20 protein-coding genes and 2 pseudogenes are annotated in these 18,068 nt (G+C 31.9%); 19 read left to right on the forward strand and 3 right to left on the reverse strand.

All coding sequences use genetic code 11. The features are described 5' to 3' along the window. Positions 1 to 12: 12 nt before the first annotated feature. The 3 genes from LY01_RS06920 (at position 13) to LY01_RS06930 (ending at position 1,812) form a co-directional block, all read left to right on the forward strand. Positions 13 to 507 carry a hypothetical protein gene (locus LY01_RS06920; protein ID WP_104515095.1) on the forward strand — a complete coding sequence of 165 codons (495 nt, stop codon included), beginning with the start codon at positions 13 to 15 and terminating at the stop codon, positions 505 to 507. Positions 508 to 511: 4 nt separating this feature from the next. After that, on the forward strand, positions 512 to 1,093 hold the full coding sequence (locus LY01_RS06925; protein ID WP_104515096.1) for a toll/interleukin-1 receptor domain-containing protein: 582 nt from the start codon (positions 512 to 514) through the stop codon (positions 1,091 to 1,093). Positions 1,094 to 1,266: 173 nt separating this feature from the next. Further along, positions 1,267 to 1,812 (forward strand): hypothetical protein, encoded by a 546-nt coding sequence (locus tag LY01_RS06930; RefSeq protein WP_104515097.1) that lies wholly within the window; start codon positions 1,267 to 1,269, stop codon positions 1,810 to 1,812. A 34-nt stretch (positions 1,813 to 1,846) separates the two neighbouring features. On the opposite strand, the pseudogene LY01_RS15260 reads toward LY01_RS06930, so the two are convergent. Next, a pseudogene (locus tag LY01_RS15260) lies at positions 1,847 to 2,153 on the reverse strand (transposase); the annotation flags it as partial. Positions 2,154 to 2,309: 156 nt separating this feature from the next. On the opposite strand from LY01_RS15260, the gene LY01_RS06940 reads away from it, so the two are divergent. Further along, positions 2,310 to 2,867 carry a hypothetical protein gene (locus LY01_RS06940; RefSeq protein WP_104515098.1) on the forward strand — a complete coding sequence of 186 codons (558 nt, stop codon included), beginning with the start codon at positions 2,310 to 2,312 and terminating at the stop codon, positions 2,865 to 2,867. Between the two features lie 44 nt (positions 2,868 to 2,911). Here the strand turns inward: LY01_RS06940 and LY01_RS06945 are convergent. Then, positions 2,912 to 3,882, reverse strand: a pseudogene (locus tag LY01_RS06945) (IS110 family transposase). Between the two features lie 849 nt (positions 3,883 to 4,731). Between LY01_RS06945 and LY01_RS06955 the strand changes: the two are divergent. The 6 genes from LY01_RS06955 to LY01_RS06985 all read left to right on the forward strand — a co-directional run bounded on the left by LY01_RS06955 (position 4,732) and on the right by LY01_RS06985 (position 8,943). Then, positions 4,732 to 5,475 carry a hypothetical protein gene (locus LY01_RS06955; RefSeq protein WP_104515100.1) on the forward strand — a complete coding sequence of 248 codons (744 nt, stop codon included), beginning with the start codon at positions 4,732 to 4,734 and terminating at the stop codon, positions 5,473 to 5,475. A gap of 407 nt (positions 5,476 to 5,882) precedes the next feature. Beyond that, positions 5,883 to 6,239 (forward strand): hypothetical protein, encoded by a 357-nt coding sequence (locus LY01_RS06960; protein ID WP_104515101.1) that lies wholly within the window; start codon positions 5,883 to 5,885, stop codon positions 6,237 to 6,239. Between the two features lie 403 nt (positions 6,240 to 6,642). Then, positions 6,643 to 7,356, forward strand: a complete 714-nt coding sequence (locus LY01_RS06965; RefSeq protein ID WP_104515102.1) for a pentapeptide repeat-containing protein — start codon at positions 6,643 to 6,645, stop codon at positions 7,354 to 7,356. Positions 7,357 to 7,609: 253 nt separating this feature from the next. Continuing rightward, on the forward strand, positions 7,610 to 7,861 hold the full coding sequence (locus LY01_RS06970; RefSeq protein ID WP_104515103.1) for a hypothetical protein: 252 nt from the start codon (positions 7,610 to 7,612) through the stop codon (positions 7,859 to 7,861). A gap of 315 nt (positions 7,862 to 8,176) precedes the next feature. Beyond that, positions 8,177 to 8,560: a VOC family protein gene (locus LY01_RS06980; RefSeq protein WP_104515105.1), complete on the forward strand. Its 384-nt coding sequence runs from the start codon at positions 8,177 to 8,179 to the stop codon at positions 8,558 to 8,560. Between the two features lie 137 nt (positions 8,561 to 8,697). Beyond that, complete coding sequence (locus LY01_RS06985) at positions 8,698 to 8,943, forward strand: hypothetical protein (protein ID WP_104515106.1); 246 nt, start codon at positions 8,698 to 8,700, stop codon at positions 8,941 to 8,943. Positions 8,944 to 9,201: 258 nt separating this feature from the next. Here the strand turns inward: LY01_RS06985 and LY01_RS06990 are convergent, their stop codons facing one another. Then, a complete protein-coding gene (locus LY01_RS06990; RefSeq protein WP_104515107.1) occupies positions 9,202 to 10,734 on the reverse strand; it encodes a succinate CoA transferase in 1,533 nt (510 codons plus the stop codon). Between the two features lie 175 nt (positions 10,735 to 10,909). Here LY01_RS06990 and LY01_RS06995 point away from each other — a divergent pair, with 175 nt between their 5' ends. The 9 genes from LY01_RS06995 to LY01_RS07035 all read left to right on the forward strand — a co-directional run bounded on the left by LY01_RS06995 (position 10,910) and on the right by LY01_RS07035 (position 18,051). Then, positions 10,910 to 11,710 (forward strand): AraC family transcriptional regulator, encoded by an 801-nt coding sequence (locus tag LY01_RS06995; RefSeq protein WP_104515108.1) that lies wholly within the window; start codon positions 10,910 to 10,912, stop codon positions 11,708 to 11,710. A gap of 196 nt (positions 11,711 to 11,906) precedes the next feature. Further along, the gene (locus LY01_RS07000; protein WP_146080381.1) at positions 11,907 to 12,845 is read left to right on the forward strand and encodes a hypothetical protein; all 939 of its coding nucleotides are present in this window, start codon (positions 11,907 to 11,909) and stop codon (positions 12,843 to 12,845) included. Positions 12,846 to 13,385: 540 nt separating this feature from the next. Continuing rightward, on the forward strand, positions 13,386 to 14,096 hold the full coding sequence (locus tag LY01_RS07005; RefSeq protein ID WP_104515110.1) for a cupin domain-containing protein: 711 nt from the start codon (positions 13,386 to 13,388) through the stop codon (positions 14,094 to 14,096). A gap of 21 nt (positions 14,097 to 14,117) precedes the next feature. Next, entirely contained in the window at positions 14,118 to 14,711 is a 594-nt protein-coding gene (locus LY01_RS07010) for a hypothetical protein (RefSeq protein ID WP_104515111.1), read from the forward strand. Positions 14,712 to 15,041: 330 nt separating this feature from the next. Further along, the gene (locus LY01_RS07015; RefSeq protein WP_104515112.1) at positions 15,042 to 15,605 is read left to right on the forward strand and encodes a TetR/AcrR family transcriptional regulator; all 564 of its coding nucleotides are present in this window, start codon (positions 15,042 to 15,044) and stop codon (positions 15,603 to 15,605) included. A 70-nt stretch (positions 15,606 to 15,675) separates the two neighbouring features. Beyond that, on the forward strand, positions 15,676 to 16,224 hold the full coding sequence (locus tag LY01_RS07020; protein ID WP_104515113.1) for a carboxymuconolactone decarboxylase family protein: 549 nt from the start codon (positions 15,676 to 15,678) through the stop codon (positions 16,222 to 16,224). A gap of 104 nt (positions 16,225 to 16,328) precedes the next feature. Next, positions 16,329 to 17,060, forward strand: coding sequence for an SDR family oxidoreductase (locus tag LY01_RS07025; protein ID WP_104515114.1), 732 nt, complete (start codon positions 16,329 to 16,331; stop codon positions 17,058 to 17,060). 26 nt (positions 17,061 to 17,086) lie between these two features. Then, positions 17,087 to 17,401: an EthD family reductase gene (locus tag LY01_RS07030; RefSeq protein ID WP_104515115.1), complete on the forward strand. Its 315-nt coding sequence runs from the start codon at positions 17,087 to 17,089 to the stop codon at positions 17,399 to 17,401. A gap of 2 nt (positions 17,402 to 17,403) precedes the next feature. Further along, positions 17,404 to 18,051, forward strand: coding sequence for a DsbA family oxidoreductase (locus tag LY01_RS07035; protein WP_104515116.1), 648 nt, complete (start codon positions 17,404 to 17,406; stop codon positions 18,049 to 18,051). The last annotated feature ends 17 nt before the right edge of the window (positions 18,052 to 18,068 follow it).

Consider the following 18,068-nt stretch of genomic DNA (forward strand, 5'->3'; position numbering starts at 1 on the left):
ATAATCATAAAAATGATAAACGTATTTATTTCGCATCCAACTCCATACAATGAACAACAAGATAATTTTCTATCATTGATCAATCTTGAATTAGATAAGCATGAGTTAAACCCAACCAATCTAGGGAAAAATAATTGGAATTTTCAAAGTCCATTAAAACCGATTAAAGAAATAATGGATACTTGTAAAGCAGCTATAGTAATTGGTTTAGAAAGACATCATAGTTTTATTGGTTATGAAAAGGAGTTTTCTGAAGACTCTAAAGAATTTATTCATAAATATAGTTCCTCTCCTTGGATTCAAATAGAGGCAGGAATGGCTTATCAAGCAGATTTACCTATTTTAATATTGAAAGAAAGTAAAGTTTATGGTGAAGGAATATTAGACCCTCAAACAAGTGGTTCCTTCGTTTTTGAATTTGATTTAAAAAAATTACAAAAAGAACTAACTCCAGAATTGCAAGAATTAATTCTAAGTTGGGTTAAGCATATTAAAAATTTAAAATAGAATTATGCCTTTATACACAAGTCGATATTTAAAAAATTTATCTGAAAGAAAGACTGTGCTTTTCAGTAGACAGGTTCTGAATGAAAGTAAAAAAATCCACACAAGTTTTGATATATTTCTTTCTCATAGCTTTCTTGATAAAAATGAAGTAGAAGGACTGTATATTGAATTAACTAACCAAGGCTATTCTGTTTATGTAGATTGGATAATTGATCCTCATTTAGATAGAACAAATGTGACGAAATCGTCTGCAAAATTAATTCAGAATAGATTGAAAATTTCCAAAACATTATTACTTGCAATTTCAACTAATGCAACTGTTTCAAAATGGATGCCATGGGAATTAGGATATGTTGATGGAAACACAAACAAATGTGCAATTATACCTATATCTAAAAGTGAGTATGCTCCAGACTCATATGTTGGTCTGGAATACCTATCAATTTATCCTTTTATTAAAAAAGTTCCAACAAAAGGTTCAGGAGAAAAACTATTTGTAATTGAAGAAGCATTGAAATATATAATTTTTGATAATTGGTTAAAACTTGGAGAAAAACCAAAATTACAAACAATAAATATTTTCTAAGTATAATAAGTAATAAAGCACGAAACGCTAACGCCGTATATAATTTATTGCTAGTTCTAGCGTACTTACGAAAATTCTCGCGGATTTTCTATTCGGTTTTTATTTGCTAAATTAGGTGTTTAAACCACGCAACAAACCATATACAATCACGTTATGTACAAGCTGAGAACTAAATGAAAAATAGAATTACATTAGAAAATTTAGATACTTTTTCCGTTCCTTTATCAAGTCATCCACTTAATTGGAAATTTAAATCTGAAAATCTAACCAAAGAGCATAAGGATCAAATAATTGCTTTGAATTCTAAAGCATCTCGCTTTTTAAGGGAATTCAAACAAACTCAAAAGTATTTACGGTCTACTAGCGCCATTGAAAAGTATTTTGAGCAAGTTGAGGAATTACCTTTAAATAATATTGACTTCAAAAAAATGAAAAAATGGCTATACAACAGAGGTATACCCTTTGATCAAAAAGTTTTTCTACTTAGTGAATCTAATTGGGGATTTATATTAACTTGGAAAATGCTAATCAAACTTTCTGAAAGTATATTTTATAGTTCTGATGACTTTATTTGGGATAAAACTCTAAATTGGTGTATGATTTTTGACCATGAAGATGTCTTTGTTTTTGGTAAAAATCGGAATTACAATGTTGAAACACATAGCCGAGAGCTTGAAGAGATTCAAAGAATGATTAATACAAATAATGCCAGTACATAACAAAGAACTGTGGTAAAAAACAAGCGAATTTCACTTAATTTCTAACCAGTACACTTCTATATCCGTCATCATATATTAAATCCTGATTTTGCTATAGCAAAAGCCTGTTTTAAGAGCTTATTACAGACAGCTATTAAAGCTAGTTTTTTACTCTTTCCTTTCGCTACTATCCGATCGTAAATTGCCTTGCATGCTTTGTTGTATTTACAAGCATTAAAACTGCACATAAACAGTAGGTTTCTTAATTTCTGGTTACCTATTTTACTTATTCATGCTCTTCCATTTATGCTCGTTCCGCTTTGCCTTATTATAGGTGTTAATCCAGCATAACTGCATAGCTCATCACTTACATCGTGCATAATTAATTGCTGGCTTCTCGCCCACTTACGAAAATCCTCGCGGACTTTCTATCTGTGATTTATTTGCTAACTTTAGTGCTTAAACACGCAACTAATCTTATACAAACACGTTGTAGGTAATTAAAACAAAAATCACGAATGAAACTAACATTTACTTTTTTAACATTAATAATTTGTCTTCCATTATTCTCACAAACCGAAGGTCAAAGTTTCTGCTCTGAATTTAAAAATGAAGACTATTTTCCCTTGACTGTAGAAAAAAAGAAAATACTATGGCTTGATTCTTATTATTTTGAAGAAATCGTCGGAACAAAAAAAATTAAGAATAAAGAGTACATTGAATATGCTCAAAATTGGAAAGCTGGTAACACAGAAAGTCTTCTTTTAAGAGAAGAAAACGGAGTGATTTATCAGTATGAAAAATGTTGTGATTCTGAAACCATTAGATTTGACTCTAAATTTGAAAAAGGAAAATCTTGGCAAACTGCTGACAAAAAGAGCAAATATACTATAGAGTCTTTTAAAGGGAAGTTGAAAACGCCATATTGTGATTATAAAGACCTTTTAGTTATTAAAGGAGAGTTCACTAACATAACATATATGTTTTACTACAAAAAGGGTTATGGATATATTGGAACTACTGACGATAAAAACAATCTGATTTCCTGTGTTTCGCCTGAATGGAATAAAAAATAACTACCTACAACAAAGAACTGTGGTAAAAAACAAGCGAATTTCACTTAATTTCTAACAAGTACACTTCTATATCCGTCATCGTATATTAATCCTGATTTTGCTATGGCAAAAGCCTGTTTTAAGAGCTTATTACAGACAGCTATTAAAGCTAGTTTTTCACTCTTTCCTTTGGCTACTATTCGATCGTAAATTGCCTTGCATGCTTTGTTGTATTTACAAGCATTAAAACTGCACATAAACAGTAGGTTTCTTAACTTCTGGTTACCTATTTTACTTATTCGTGCTCTTCCATTTATACTCGTTCCGCTTTGCCTTATAATAGGTGTTAATCCAGCATAACTGCATAGCTCACTTCCACTTTTAAAACGCTCAAATCCATCGGTTAAAACAACTAACATTAAAGCAGTCTTGTCTCCTATCCTTGGAATGCTTTTTAAACGAGTTAAGACATCATGATGTACCTGTTTTACTAAGGCTAGTAACTTAACCTCTATTAATTTTATTTCCTTCTGTACTTGTTTTAAACTGCGTTTTATTAAACTTACAACTACTTTACTTGGGTTTCCTAAAACGGCCTCTCCATGTAGTTTATTTTTATACATAGTGCTTTGTTTAGTCAGCATGGACAGTAGTCTAGTCATTTGAAGGCATTCTATTTGATGTTTTGAATTACCTTGCCACAGCTTTAATTCTACCTGTTTTGCATAAGCACAAATCAATTTAGAATCACTTTTGTCTGTCTTTATTTTAGACAGTTTCATCTGTATAAATCGCTTTACAGATAAAGGATTCTCTACCGACACTTTCTTACCTGATTCTAATAGATAATAAGCCAGTTGGTAATGATAATATCCGGTAGCTTCCATCACACAATGACTGTTATCATCTAACAACTTTACCAACTTTTTAAAGCCTGATACGTTATTCTTAAACTGATAGTATTTACCATCAGAATCGGTAACATCAAATACAAATGACTGATGTCTATTCCGAAATATTTAATATCTTTATTCATTATAATATGTTTTTGGAAAGGACAACCTACGCGAGTTTCAACAACTTAAAATCGAGGTCTTAAAAGCCTCATAGAACTGTACGAAATCTGTGTAGAAAAGAGAGGGGATTTTCAATGTTGACGAGATCTGAAGTCTCTACGTATATAATAACCTTATTCCTCTCTTTTGTTCTTTCTATTTATTAAGTCTTTAATTTAGTGATTTCAAACTTAAGCTGTATATAGCAAATTGGGCGTTCAGTGTTTTACATAAGTTCAGTCCTATTTACCAACTCCGCCAAATCGTTGATTTGGCTTTTAAGAATGAATAAATTAAAAACAAAATACAACGATTTGGCTCGGTGCAAACTTGAAAGTTTATCGCTTTCTACTGCCCTACTTGCCATATACTAAACGTTGTAGCACATTTGAAAACACTATATAGATTGAAGAATTGGTTACTAAAACAATTAAGTATATGAAGAATTGGAATATTTCATTATCTATTTGCATATTCATTTTTATTTCTTGTACTAATACAATCTCAACTAAAAAGTTGAATTTAAAGACTGTTGAAAATGAAGAAATTAAAATTGAGCATTATACTGTGAGTGAATTTTCTAATAGCTACACACATATTGACTTGACGAATAAAAGATGGAACAAAACAGAATTAATCTTGAGAGCGAATAGTGAAGTAATAGACAGTGTCTATATAAAACAAGATTCAATCATAATAATGTCGAAATATGAAAATTCGAAGTCTTTAATTTACGATTTGACGGCAATAAAATATGGATACAATATTTTATTAAAAATAAAGGAAGACATGTAAAAGGCAGTTAGAAATATACTGAATAATTCAAGAAAATGAAGCTATTAATTTGGACATTATTACTATTTACCAACGTTGCGATTGCTCAATCGAATGAAAAATTCTTGACTGATTTTATGTTTGAAAGTGGACTAAAACCTGAAAATGTTTTAGACAATTACAATGGTTTTGACTTTTCCGAAATTTGGACTCAAACGGAAAATTACAATATTTTAGGAATTATTGGAAAAGAACATCAGCGAATAAAAATTAAACTGATTTCAATAAAAAAAGACCAAACAAATCCGAATGAATATTTTGTATTTGGAAAGTCTTGTGTTAAAGGAACAATCTGTGATTTTAACGGAAAAATAACTCTGACTGAAATAAAAGAAGTTAAAGAATTACACTATGGAGTTGACGATGAATATTTCGAAAAAGGAATTAAATCTCAAGGAGTTCTAATTGCGAGTTATGAATTTGCAGAAAATAAAGAACAAAAGCATAGTGGAATTTTCAAAGGTCAATTATATACAAAATGGTATTTGACTTCCGACAAAAAAATTGAATACGACAATATCGAATCCATAGCAGATGGATATACAAATAATGCGTTTATCGGAATTTGGAAAAGCTATTCGACTGGAAAGGAAAAAGTATGTAATTGGGCAGACTTTAGAGTACCAAATGCCAATCGAGATTTTGACATTGGTGCTGGAGAATTTTCACCAAGCGAAAAATATTTTGACAAAGGTTGGGCAAACTATAAACCATTAGAAATAGACGAGTGGTGGAAATAAAAACTACTTACAACAAAGAACTGTGGTAAAAAACAAGCGAATTTCACTTAATTTCTAACCAGTACACTTCTATATCCGTCATCATATATTAATCCTGATTTTACCATGGCAAAAGCCTGTTTTAAGACTCCAAAATTACAAATCGGCCTGAACGGGCAAAGGTGTAAAACGCCTTGTCTTAAATCCGGTGCATACTTGCTTTTGTCATGCTGCCACAAATAACTGGCGTGAACAAAGCATAAAGCGTATCAGGCGTTTTAAACGCTACCTGTGAGGCTGTATAATTCATAATTAGTCTATCTTTAAAATCCTAAATTAACATCTCTAACATTGGGATACAAAGCAAAACGCCTCACACGCTTTATGCTTTGCCCGTTATGTGCAATTTGAGAAACCAAATCTAAAAAATGATTATATTCGAAGTTATTGGCGAAATATTTGTTGAAGTTATATTCAATGAAATTTTAATCAAAGTTTGGAAATTCATTGGAAAAGTGTTTAATAAGATTGGAGATTTATTTTCTGGAACTAAAAAAGTAATTGACCCAATTAAAGTATTGGAGAAAAAGTATCTCTACAAAAAAATTGAACTGACTGACAATCTGAATGAAGTATTAAAATCTGGAGTGAAAGGTTCGATTTTGGAAATTATAGACAGAAACAAACTGTTTGCGAAATTTTATGACGGAAATGGAAATCAAATTGAATGGAATAATAAATTAGTTTTTGAAATAAAAATGAATCAATTCAAACTGAAAAAATAAAAACTGTAAACAACAAAGAACTGTGGTAAAAAACAAGCGAATTTCACTTAATTTCTAACCAGTACACTTCTATATCCGTCATCGTATATTAATCCTGATTTTGCTATAGCAAAAGCCTGTTTTAAGACTCCAAAATTACTAATCGGCCTGAACGGGCAAAGGTGTAAAACGCCTTGTCTTAAATCCGGTGCATACTTGCTTTTGTCATGCTGCCACAAATAACTGGCGTGAACAAAGCATAAAGCGTATCAGGCGTTTTAAACGCTACCTGTGAGGCTGTATAATTCATAATTAGTCTATCTTTAAAATCCTAAATTAACATCTCTAACATTGGGATTCAAAGTAAAACGCCTCACACGCCTTATACCTTTGCCCGTTACCTGCCAGCTGAAAAAAACCGAGATTGAAAACAAAAAACAAAATATTAGAACATTATCAAAAAGGACAAAGATTCTACCGAAACGTGGATTTTGACAATGGAGAAACCTATCTCGAATGCAATTTTCAAGATGCAATGTTTGAAAACTGTTATTTTGGAGTAGATTTTTCAAATTCAAATTTTAGAAACGCAAGATTTTCCGATTGTAATCTTAAATCGACAAATTTCAATAATTGTGATTTAATAAAAACTGAATTCATAAATTGCCTTGTAGATGGAATTGAATTTGGAAAATCGGATACTTCGAGTTTGATTTTTGAAGATAATACATGCTTTGGAACTGAAGTTAAAATAAATACGGAATTAAATAAATTGGAGGCCTATATGCATCCATTAGTTGCGGAATTATATAAAAATGTACCTGATTTTGATAGAATAAGTGACCATCTTTCTGACGACTTACATTATTCCGTCTATGGAGATTTAAGCTTAAGAATTTCGGAGCAGATTACGGAATTAGAAAAACCGAATAAACTGATTACAGACTCGTTTACTTTCTTCAATCATTTGGGAAACAAGAACGATGAAGAAATAGACAATTTATTAGTTGTTGGAATTTACGAAGGTCTTTATTGGAGTAAAAAATGTAATGATTTGAGCAGAGTATTGTTAAAAGGAAGAAACAAAGAAGTATACGAACATTGGATGATTAATGGAACTATTCAATCTGAATACTGAAAAAAAGCCTGCAGGTAACAAAGAACTGTGGTAAAAAACAAGTGAATTTCACTTCATTTCTAACAACTACACTTCTATCCATTATTATATAGTAACTTACTCCTGCTCTACCGTTCATGCTACCGGTAAGGCCTATAAATTCTAAATTTGTTTTGTACTTTCACATCTACAACCTAAACAAAATAACAGCATACCAATGAAATCTCTTGCTAGTAAAAATAGTGCTTTTGGTTGTTGTAGCTACATTTAAAAAATGACAAAAATAATTCTTATCATAATAGTATTAGTTCTCACAAGTAGTTGCAATCTGCATTTCGGAAAACCTAAAGATTTTGAAAAGAATTCAGAAGAAGCAAACCTAAGACTCAAAACGCAATTAAGGCTCGAAAATGAAGAAAGTATATCTGATTTAAACTATTTTATGGATGAAACTGGGATTGACCCATATTACGTTGCGTCTTTTAAAACAAACTATGAATTGATAAAAAAGTTGTACAACGGTTAAATATGACTATTGATACAACTGGGAAATACATATGGATACCTGAAGAATCACCATCTTGGTTTGCTCCTCCAATAGATTATAAAAATAATGAGTTTCCAACTTATATTTTAGAGAAACCAGGTAAAAAGGAATTTCTATATTTTAATCAAATAACAAAAATTTGTTACTATGGAAACCTTAGTTGGTAGAAAACAAAAATTAATGATAATGGAGCAAATGACTCTATTTTAAACAAATAGAAAAGAGACCATCAAAAATAAAAACACAGCATCTATAGTTCTTAGTTGTCTTTTAAACTAATCATAAAAATATATCATGCCCACTTTTTTCTTTAATCACATAGCTCTTTCTGTAACAGATGTGGATACATCTGTTGCGTTTTATCAAAAAGTACTTCAATTAGAAGAAATTAAGAATACTGCCTCTGACTCAAAAACGAGATGGTTGTCCCTTAATGAAGGCAGACAATTGCATTTGATTCCACGACCTGATTTTCAAATAAAAATTAATAAAGCCGTACATTTTGCTTTAACCACAACTGACCTAGACTCCTTTATAAATACCTTAAAAGAATTGGACGTGGAATACTCAGACTGGTTAAACACACCTAACAAAGATTACATACGCAAGGATGGAATAAGACAGGTTTACTTTCAAGACCCAGATGGGTACTGGATTGAAATTAGCGAGGCTATTTAATTTAGGCTTTTATTTCTATCCATGCTTTAATTAGAATAAAACACTGCTAGAAACTAGTATATTGCACTGCTCCTACTGCTATACTCGAGACGCGTGTATAAAATTCCTTAAAATGACAATATTCTCATAACGACCCAATGATCATAGAACAAGAAGAAAAATTTAAAGAAGTACATTCTAAAATAGAAGGAGAAATAACCGAACAGAGCTTCTTTAATATGTTCTTAAAGTTATATCCTGACGTGTGGAAAAAGCATAAAATTATGTTTTCTAAATTTAATAGGAGTAAACAATTCGGCCAGACTATTCCGTTACCCAAACCTGAAGTTTCGTTGAGAAAAGAAATTAGAACGTATTTATTAAAACTAAAAAAGCAGAGCTAATTCTGTTAAGACACTGATTGCATGGGATAGATAGAATTCTATTAAAACTATCGTATTAATTCTCAATTACAGGCTTTGCCCTACCTACTTAGTTCATTTATCATATAAATATTAAGATTATTCTTGTCTCGCTTTCGCGAAAGCGGAACTTAAATCATTCCCTTTACCACCCTATCTACATTCATGAAACTAATAAAACCCCATAAAAACCAGACGGTAGTTTTTATGGGGTTTCTGTAGAATTTATAAAGGAATCACTTATAACTCATATGCCATAACGATATTCTTCTCGTTCTTAACGGCTGTTTCTATTTTCATGGTTCCTTCCATTTTAAGTTGGGTATGCCAGCTCAATGCTTTGGACAGTATGTGCGGTGTGTGGCCGCCCAGTGCATAGGCTTCTTCAAAATAACTAAGAAGCTGTGTTCTATAATCTGGATGTACACAGTTTTTAATGATTAAAAGCGCTCTTTCTATAGGCGCGAGACCTCTTATGTCTGCCAGGCCTTGTTCTGTAACGAGTATATCTACATCGTGTTCTGTATGGTCTGTGTGCGATACCATAGGTACTATGTGAGATATTTTACCTTCTTTTGATATGGAAGGACAGGCAAAAATACTGAGGTAACCATTTCTAGCAAAATCACCAGAACCGCCTATTCCATTCATCATATTAGTACCTAGAATATGGGTAGAATTTACATTTCCATAGATGTCAAATTCTATGGCGGTGTTGATTCCTATAATTCCTAGACGGCTTATAACCTCTGCAGCGTTGCTTATATTTTGAGGTCTAAGTAGTAGTTTTTCTTTATAATCTTCAAAATTTGCAAAGATTTTATTAGAACATTCTTCGGTCACAGTTATGGAAGAGGCAGATGCAAACAAAAGTTTTCCTGAATCAAAAAGCTCAAAGGTGCTGTCTTGCAATACTTCTGAATACATGGTTAGGTTCTTGAACCTGCTGTTTGTAAAACCAGATAAAATAGCGTTAGCTGTTTTACCTATTCCGGCTTGTAATGGCAATAGAGATTCTGTTAACCTGCCCTCTTCTACTTCTTTATCTAGAAAATCTAGTATATGTTTTGATATAGCCTTAGTCTTATCATCTGGTGCAGAGATTACTGCTGGACTATCTGGTACTTGTGTATAAACTATAGCTACTACTTTATCGGTATCTATTTTAATGAATGGATCTCCTATTCTAGTGTCTGAATTTACTACTGGTATGACCTCTCTATTAGGTTGTTTTTTTAAGGTTTTCACATCGTGAATACCGATTAAACTTTCTGGAAAGGATGTGTTTACTTCTATAATTATTTTATCTGCATTATCTGTAAATGCTGGAGAGTTACCTACAGATGTGGTAGGTATAATGTAACCATCTTCTGTAATGGCGACAGCTTCTATAATAGCAACATCGATTTTAAAGGAGTCTATTTTCTGTAGCATGTCTGCCGTCTGTCCTAGATGTTGATCTACATACAGTACCTCGTGATTATTAATGCTTTTTCTAAGTGTTGGGTCTGCCTGAAAAGGCATTCTTTTATATAGTGCGCCGTTTTTTGCAAGGTCTGCATCGGTGTCATAACCTAATGATGCACCGCTTAAAACGGTTACTTTAATATCTTCGGTAAGTGCTCTTTTTGCCACCATAGGTAAAACAGACTTACTGTCACCGGCTTTTGTAAAACCACTTACTCCTAAAATATCTTTATCATTAATTAAAAAAGCGGCCTTTTCTGGTGTCTGAATTTTATCTAAATAAGGGGCATATTTTATTCTTTCCATAATATGATGATTTTATAATTTTAGGGTTAAATAATTCTGTATTTATATAAAATAAGACTGCAAAATGAGTTTTTAATAAAATACAATCGCAATTTATGTAAGATATTCAATGTCTTTTTATTGATTAAAGACAATGTTTTATTAATTTAGTGCATTCAAGTAAAAAAGTCATTTTATGGATAACAAGTATTATTTAACCGAGGTAGATAAAGTTTCTAAAAGTATATTTTGTTATCACAATCCTATGGACTCTATTTTAATAGAACACCATAGTCATAAAAAAGGACAATTTTTATATACAGAAGGTGGTGTGGTACATGTAAAAACAGATACCAGAATGTATTATTTACCTGCTAGACATTATATGTGGATACCTGCAGGTGTGCGACATTCTATCTACCCTAGTTCTCCTAAGGTGATTATGAGAAATTTATACTTTCCTATTAAGAAAAGTGCTAATGAGTTTTATAAAAAAGAAGGCATCTATCACATTAATAACCTTTTAATGGAACTGTTGCTTTATACTAAAAACTGGAATGGCGATATAAGAAAATCTCAAAAAAATAAATACCCTATAGTAAATGCGTTTAAAACCTTGCTAGAACAAAGTGTTTCTAATTCATTACATCTAGAACTACCACACCCTACTGACACTAAATTAATAGGTATTACCACTTACCTATCTGATAAGATAGACGAAGAACATTTGTTACCTAGCCTGGCATCAAAATTTAGCATGACAGATAAGTCTCTCTATCGTCTTTTTAAGAAAGATCTAGGCATGTCGTTTATTAAGTACTACACGCAGTTGAGAATATTCAAATCTCTAGAATATCTAGTAAACTCTGATTATAATATATCACAAATAGCAAATATGGTAGGTTATAGCAGCTTGCCTACTTTTAGTAACACCTTCAGTAAAGTTATGGGTAAGCGCCCGTCAGAATACAGAAGGTCTAATGAGATTTATATGTAGTTTTAACTTACCAGTTGTGAAACTTATCATTTTCAAGTTGAAACGTTATAAAACTGCCAAAATATGATGCTTGTATTATTTCTGTGATAGTTTGTTTCTATTTTTCGCTTTAAGCACTATAAATCAACAATATACTGTATATAGTATACAACCTTTTTTGATATAAAGTGTTTATATAATGTACAAAAATGAAATTATGAGTCCTACAATTAAAGCGATAAGCATCTTAAGTATCTATTTATTCCTAGCCTGTAAAACCGATAAGGAAACTGCGATAGAAACCAAAACAGAAACGAAGGTTACTGCAACAACTGGTAAGAATGATGTCGTTACTGATAAAGAATTTAACGATTACTGGTATTCTGGCACTGCAGAGTTGAATAGTTATGACCTGAAGCAATCACGTTATGGAGATATACGCGAGGGCGAGGTAGTTCTAGTTTTTGTAACAGAACCTTTTTCTTTAAATAAGCAGGTAAAGTTAGATCACCCACAAGAGGCTGGTGATGATAATGTGTCTGTTATGAAGCTTAACCATGTTAGAAAATTTACTACCGGTGTTTATGATTATTCTATTGTTAGTTCTAGTTTCACACCAGTAAACACAGCAAAATATCCACATACTTTAAAATTAAACACGAGTATACAAGAATGGTGTGGGCATACTTTTACTCAATTAAATCTAGAAGAGGACTCTTATAAATTTAAGCAATTTTCTTATTTTGAAGCAGACGGTGATACAGAGAAAAATATTCCTGCTGCGATGTTAGAAGAAGAATTAATGACACGTTTAAGATTAAATAAAGGACAGTTACCTACTGGAGATATTGATTTAATCTTCTCTACCATTTACAGTCGTTTTGCATACAAGAAATTGCAACCTGCAAAAGCTAAAATAAGTAAAACTGAAACTGCTGGTCTATCTAAATATACTATCGAATATGTAAATTATGATAGAAAAATAACGATAGATGTACAAAAAGAATTCCCTTATAAGATCATGTCATGGACAGAAGATGATGGTGATGGACTGGTTACTGAAGCTACATTAAAGAAAAGTATCAATGAGCCCTACTGGGAACAAAAAAAACTATCTGATGAATCTAAAAGAGAAGAATTACAACTTAAGAATTAGATAAATATATACTTTTAATATATTTATTTTAATCTCTAGTAATCTTATAATAAGAATACTAGAGATTTTTATATAAAAATGTTAATCTATTGATTAAACCTTTAAACATTTTCACAGTCTAAACCTGAATCGAATAAATTGCTTTATGAGCATATAGGATTTATGCATCAATTTTGATGAAAAATATCTTTACTGTTCAAATGCGATTCTCACTTTTCATAAAGAAGAGCAAGCAGTAATAACATTTACTAAAGCAATCGATTACCCAATAAGGACTAGTTATAATAGTATCTCAGCCCAGATAATATTATAAGTAGACAGCCTTTCTTTTCCCTATCCAAAACTAAGTTGTTTACTCTAGCCCATAGTTTCATTTTATGAAACTATGGGCTTTTGATGTGTCCGTTATGAATAAATCCACTGTTAAAGTAACTACAAAGAGACTAATGGAACTATAAAAATGTGGTAATTATGACCTTTGAAAGATTCAAAAAGTGAATTAAAACTATCCTTAACCATCAATTTTAACCCAAAACGACTATGAAAAAGCTCATTTTATTAACCGCAGTATGTACCACGATACTATTTACTAGTTGTAAGAATAAACCTGATGAAACTACGGTTACAACGGCTCAAAAAGAAGTGACCACAGCATCTGTTCAAGAAGAAAAGAACGAATTAAAATTTACCAATAAACAATTTTATGATGCCGATGGAAATTTTCTAGAAGAAAAAGCAAAGGATGCACTAATAGAAATGCTAGAATATCATGATTACCCTATATTTGATGGATTGAGAGAAAAGATATGGTTAACAGATTATAATAAAGGTAACTATCTAGAACTAGGACTAGCGTCTGTCATGTTTGTGAATAATGAAACTGATCAATACATGTTAATGGACATCTTTTTATTACCTGGACAGATGTTAGGAGAACACATGCATTATGCTGCAAAGGGTAATCCAGCAAAAATGGAAGGCTGGTTAATAAGACATGGAAAAAGCTATATAGTAGGTGTAGGAGAAGATAACAGCGATCAATTCCCACAAGTGATAGTACCTAATTCACATTGGGATGGAAAAACGACTACTCATCATATTATAGAAGCCTTTGAAGGTGATTTTGCAAAATTAGCTGAAGTAGAATCGGCACATTGGCAAATGGCTGGACCAGATGGTGCAGTAATTACCGAGGTGGGAAATGTACATACTAATGAAGGAGTGCGTAGGTCTGATCCTGCGATGAATTAATAAAACAAAAAACTAGAATAAATGAACATCCAGAAACAATTGATAACCTTACTTTTTATAACAGTAAGTAGTATTGCGCTAGCTCAAGAAACTAAAAACCAGATTCAGGCAGATTTTACAAATTACCTGAATTCTATCGTGAATATGGAGCTAGAAAAATCTCTAGATTATATGCCTACAGAGTTTTTTGACATTATCCCTAAAGCAAAAATGCTGGAAGTAATGAAGCAAACTTTCAATAATCCAGATATGGAGATAGATATAAAGAACCCTACTATTTTAAAAATAGACGATGCTCAAAAAATAGAAAACAAGTATTATTCCCTTCTCACCTATTCTAGCCAGATGGACATGAAAATTAATGGTGAAGAACATGAAACTGAAGAAGATAAAAAACTACGTATAAGCATGACCAAAACTGCTTTTCAACAAAGCTTTGGAGCAGAAAACGTAGTTTATAATGATACCACTGGATTTTTTGAAATTCAATCTCAAAAAGATGTTTATGGAATATCTGATAATGGTAAAACCGGATGGAAATTCTTAGTATTAGAAAAGAATCAAAAAGTTATTTTAGAAAAATTACTTCCTGCACAGTTAATTCAGGATCTATAATATTGATGATTTATAAAATTTTAAGACCTACAGTCTCTATAACTAGAAGCTGTAGGTTTTTATTTTTAAGGAGCTATACGTTATGAATTTAAAAAACTCACCTAGTGTAGAGCTAAGTAAATTTAGTTTATGAATGGATTTTATTTTTTATGATCCTTGTTTCCATATAAATAAATGTAGACTCAAATAAATTAAATCATCGATAACAAACTCATTATTATACTTATAACTATTTTTATTCCGCTTTCGCGAAAGCGAGATCACTAAAATATTGTTAAACACTTTATAATAACTAAACGATAGGTTAGTTTTGTACCGTAGTTAGAACTAATGGCTAGAAAAAAAGAATATAACGAGAGTGAAGTAGTTGAAAAGGCGATGAACCTATTTTGGCGCAATGGCTATGAAACCACTTCTATGCAGATGCTTGAAAAAGAAATGGGCATCAATAAATTTTCTATATATTCTAGTTTTGGAAGTAAGCATGGATTGTTCTTGGAGAGTTTAAATTGTTACAAAACAAAGGTAAACGAGATTCTAGAGAAGTTTAAAAATGCTGATAATGGTATAGAAGATGTGAAGCAGTTTTTCTATGATTCGGTTGATATTAATTATAAAGGACAGCATCAAAAAGGCTGTCTTGTAACTAATACGTACAATGAATTTTCTGAAAGCGAAGATGAATTAATTAAAGAACAAATGGGTTCTTTTATGGAACATCTCAAATCTTTAATCATTGAAAAGTTAAAAACAGATACTTCTAAAAGTGAAGAACTGGTGCTTAAACAAGCTAACTATCTATTGCTCGCAAAGCATGGCCTAGCTGCCGCTTCTAGAGTAAATAGCAAACAAGAAATTGAAGATTACATAGAAATGACTTTCTATAATTTATAACTATTTTTTTACACTATAACTAAATGATTGTTTAGTTATAATTAACATAAACAACATAAAAATTAAAATTATGACAACTTTAAAAGTTCACAACATCGAGAGTGCTCCAGAGGAGAGTAAACCATTATTAGAAGGATCACAGAAATCGTTTGGAATGATACCAGGTTTACACGGTGTTCTTGCCGCGTCTCCACAATTACTTAAGGCGTATCAGCAACTTCATGAATTATTCATGAATTCATCTTTCAACACAGATGAGTTAACGGTGGTATGGCAAACGATAAATGTAGAGCATGGATGTCATTACTGTGTACCAGCACATACAGGAATCGCAAAAATGATGAAAGTAGATGACGCTATCACAGAAGCATTACGTAATGAAACACCACTAGCAGATTCTAAACTAGAGGCACTACGTACATTTACATTATCTCTAGTACGCAATCGTGGTAACGTTTCTCAAGAAGATCTAGACACATTTTATGCTGCAGGTTATGGAGAGCAACAAGTACTGGATATTATCTTAGGATTATCGCAAAAAGTAATTAGCAATTATACAAATCACATCGCAAACACACCTGTAGATGCTGCATTTGAAAAATTTGCTTGGAAAAAATAAAATGTAAATCCCCTTAAATACATTTTTAAACGGTAGACCTTCCTTGAGCAATTTAGGAAGGTTTGCTATTTAATAGATTTAGTAAACTTAAAAAAAACAAAATTATGAGTATTTCCATCGAGAATAAAGTAGCTTTAGTAACTGGTGCAAATCGAGGAATAGGTAAAGCAATAGTGGAGTCGTTTTTAAAACACGGTGCAAAAAAAGTTTATCTAGCTGTACGAGATATTAATTCTACTAAGGAACTAGAAGATGCTTATGGCGACCAAGTAGTTACCGTACAAGCAGATGTATCTAGTACAGAATCTATTAATGCACTTGCTCAACAAACTAGTGATGTAGAAATAGTAGTGAATAACGCAGGTATAGGAAACCCACAAGGTACTCTAGGTGAAGATGTAGAAAAAGATTTTGAAAATCAACTGCAGGTAAATGCATTTGGTTTACTACGTGTTGCAAATGCTTTTGCTCAAACACTAGAAGATAAAAAAGGCGCATTAGTACAATTAAATTCTATCGCTTCTATGAAGAATTTTTCTCAACTCTCTACCTATTCTGCTTCAAAAGCGGCTTCTTATTCTTTAACACAAGGTTTAAGAACAGAATTAGGTCCTAAAGGTGTGAGCATATTAAGTGTACATCCTGGACCTATAGATACGGACATGGCAGAAACAGCTGGTTTTGAAAATGCATCATCAACAACTGATGTTTCTGAAGGTATCATGAAAGCGTTAGAAGCTGGCGATTTTCACTTATTTCCAGACGAAATGGCAAAACAAGTAGAGAGCGCTTATGAAGGGTTTTCTGAAAATGTAGTCTTAGCAGACTTCTCTTAATATTAATAATCTCAAAAAATAAAATAATGATCAAGGTATCTGTAATGTATCCGAACAGCAAAGATGTTAAGTTTGATACAGAGTATTATAAAAATAACCACTTACCTATGGTTGCTAACAAATTAGGTGACGCATTAAAAGGTCTAGAACTAGATCTAGGAATAGCAAGTAAAAACCCTGGAGAGTTAGCACCGTATGTAGCGATTGCTCATTTAAAATTTGATGATGTAGCTTCGTTTCAAGCGGCATTTGGTCCACACGCGGCAGTTTTTGCAGCAGATGTAGAGAATTACAGTAATGTACAAGCCGATCTACAGATAAGCGAACTGGTAACTTTTTAAAGATGAAAGAAAAATTAAAAATTGACATTGTTTCTGACGTAGTATGCCCATGGTGTACCATAGGTTATAAACGATTAGAAAAAGCTATAAATGAGCTAGGAATTCAAGATCAAGTTACTATAGAATGGCAACCTTTTGAATTAAATCCTAACATGCCTGTTACTGGTCAAGATTTAACAGAGCATATTGCTGAAAAGTACGGTTCTACTCTACAACAACAAAAAGATTCACGACAGCATATGTCTGACGCTGGAGAAGAACTAGGATTTACTTTTGATTATTTTGATGGTATGAGAATGGTAAACACCTTTGACGCTCATATTCTTCTAGAATATGCAAAAGAATTTGATAAACAAACTGAACTAAAAATGCGATTTACAACAGCATTTTTTAGTGAACGTAAAGATGTATCAAAAAGAGATGTACTTAAAGAAGCTCTATCAGATGTAGGTCTAAATGCTGAAGAAGGACTGGCAAGACTAGAAAGTGACGAAGCTCGTAACGAGGTTAGAACCGCTCAAAGCTACTGGCAAAATCTAGGAGTAACATCTGTTCCTACTATAGTTTTTGACAGAAAAAGTGCCGTTACTGGAGCACAACCTGTAGATACTTTTAAACAAGTTCTTAATGAATTAATGAAAGAAGATTAACACACCATGTATCTTCA

Source organism: Nonlabens xylanidelens (genome assembly GCF_002934445.1).
GTDB lineage: Bacteria > Bacteroidota > Bacteroidia > Flavobacteriales > Flavobacteriaceae > Nonlabens > Nonlabens xylanidelens.

Coding starts and splice junctions, on each gene's coding strand:
- LY01_RS06930 (WP_104515097.1), top strand. CDS start 1,267: ATGAAAAATAGAATTACATTAGAAAATTTAGATACTTTTTCCGTTCCT.
- LY01_RS06980 (WP_104515105.1), top strand. CDS start 8,177: ATGCCCACTTTTTTCTTTAATCACATAGCTCTTTCTGTAACAGATGTG.
- LY01_RS07015 (WP_104515112.1), top strand. CDS start 15,042: ATGGCTAGAAAAAAAGAATATAACGAGAGTGAAGTAGTTGAAAAGGCG.
- LY01_RS06920 (WP_104515095.1), top strand. CDS start 13: ATGATAAACGTATTTATTTCGCATCCAACTCCATACAATGAACAACAA.
- LY01_RS07010 (WP_104515111.1), top strand. CDS start 14,118: ATGAACATCCAGAAACAATTGATAACCTTACTTTTTATAACAGTAAGT.
- LY01_RS06925 (WP_104515096.1), top strand. CDS start 512: ATGCCTTTATACACAAGTCGATATTTAAAAAATTTATCTGAAAGAAAG.
- LY01_RS07005 (WP_104515110.1), top strand. CDS start 13,386: ATGAAAAAGCTCATTTTATTAACCGCAGTATGTACCACGATACTATTT.
- LY01_RS06955 (WP_104515100.1), top strand. CDS start 4,732: ATGAAGCTATTAATTTGGACATTATTACTATTTACCAACGTTGCGATT.
- LY01_RS07000 (WP_146080381.1), top strand. CDS start 11,907: ATGAGTCCTACAATTAAAGCGATAAGCATCTTAAGTATCTATTTATTC.
- LY01_RS06960 (WP_104515101.1), top strand. CDS start 5,883: ATGATTATATTCGAAGTTATTGGCGAAATATTTGTTGAAGTTATATTC.
- LY01_RS07035 (WP_104515116.1), top strand. CDS start 17,404: ATGAAAGAAAAATTAAAAATTGACATTGTTTCTGACGTAGTATGCCCA.
- LY01_RS06985 (WP_104515106.1), top strand. CDS start 8,698: ATGATCATAGAACAAGAAGAAAAATTTAAAGAAGTACATTCTAAAATA.
- LY01_RS06995 (WP_104515108.1), top strand. CDS start 10,910: ATGGATAACAAGTATTATTTAACCGAGGTAGATAAAGTTTCTAAAAGT.
- LY01_RS06970 (WP_104515103.1), top strand. CDS start 7,610: ATGACAAAAATAATTCTTATCATAATAGTATTAGTTCTCACAAGTAGT.
- LY01_RS07025 (WP_104515114.1), top strand. CDS start 16,329: ATGAGTATTTCCATCGAGAATAAAGTAGCTTTAGTAACTGGTGCAAAT.
- LY01_RS06940 (WP_104515098.1), top strand. CDS start 2,310: ATGAAACTAACATTTACTTTTTTAACATTAATAATTTGTCTTCCATTA.
- LY01_RS07020 (WP_104515113.1), top strand. CDS start 15,676: ATGACAACTTTAAAAGTTCACAACATCGAGAGTGCTCCAGAGGAGAGT.
- LY01_RS06990 (WP_104515107.1), bottom strand. CDS start 10,734: ATGGAAAGAATAAAATATGCCCCTTATTTAGATAAAATTCAGACACCA.
- LY01_RS07030 (WP_104515115.1), top strand. CDS start 17,087: ATGATCAAGGTATCTGTAATGTATCCGAACAGCAAAGATGTTAAGTTT.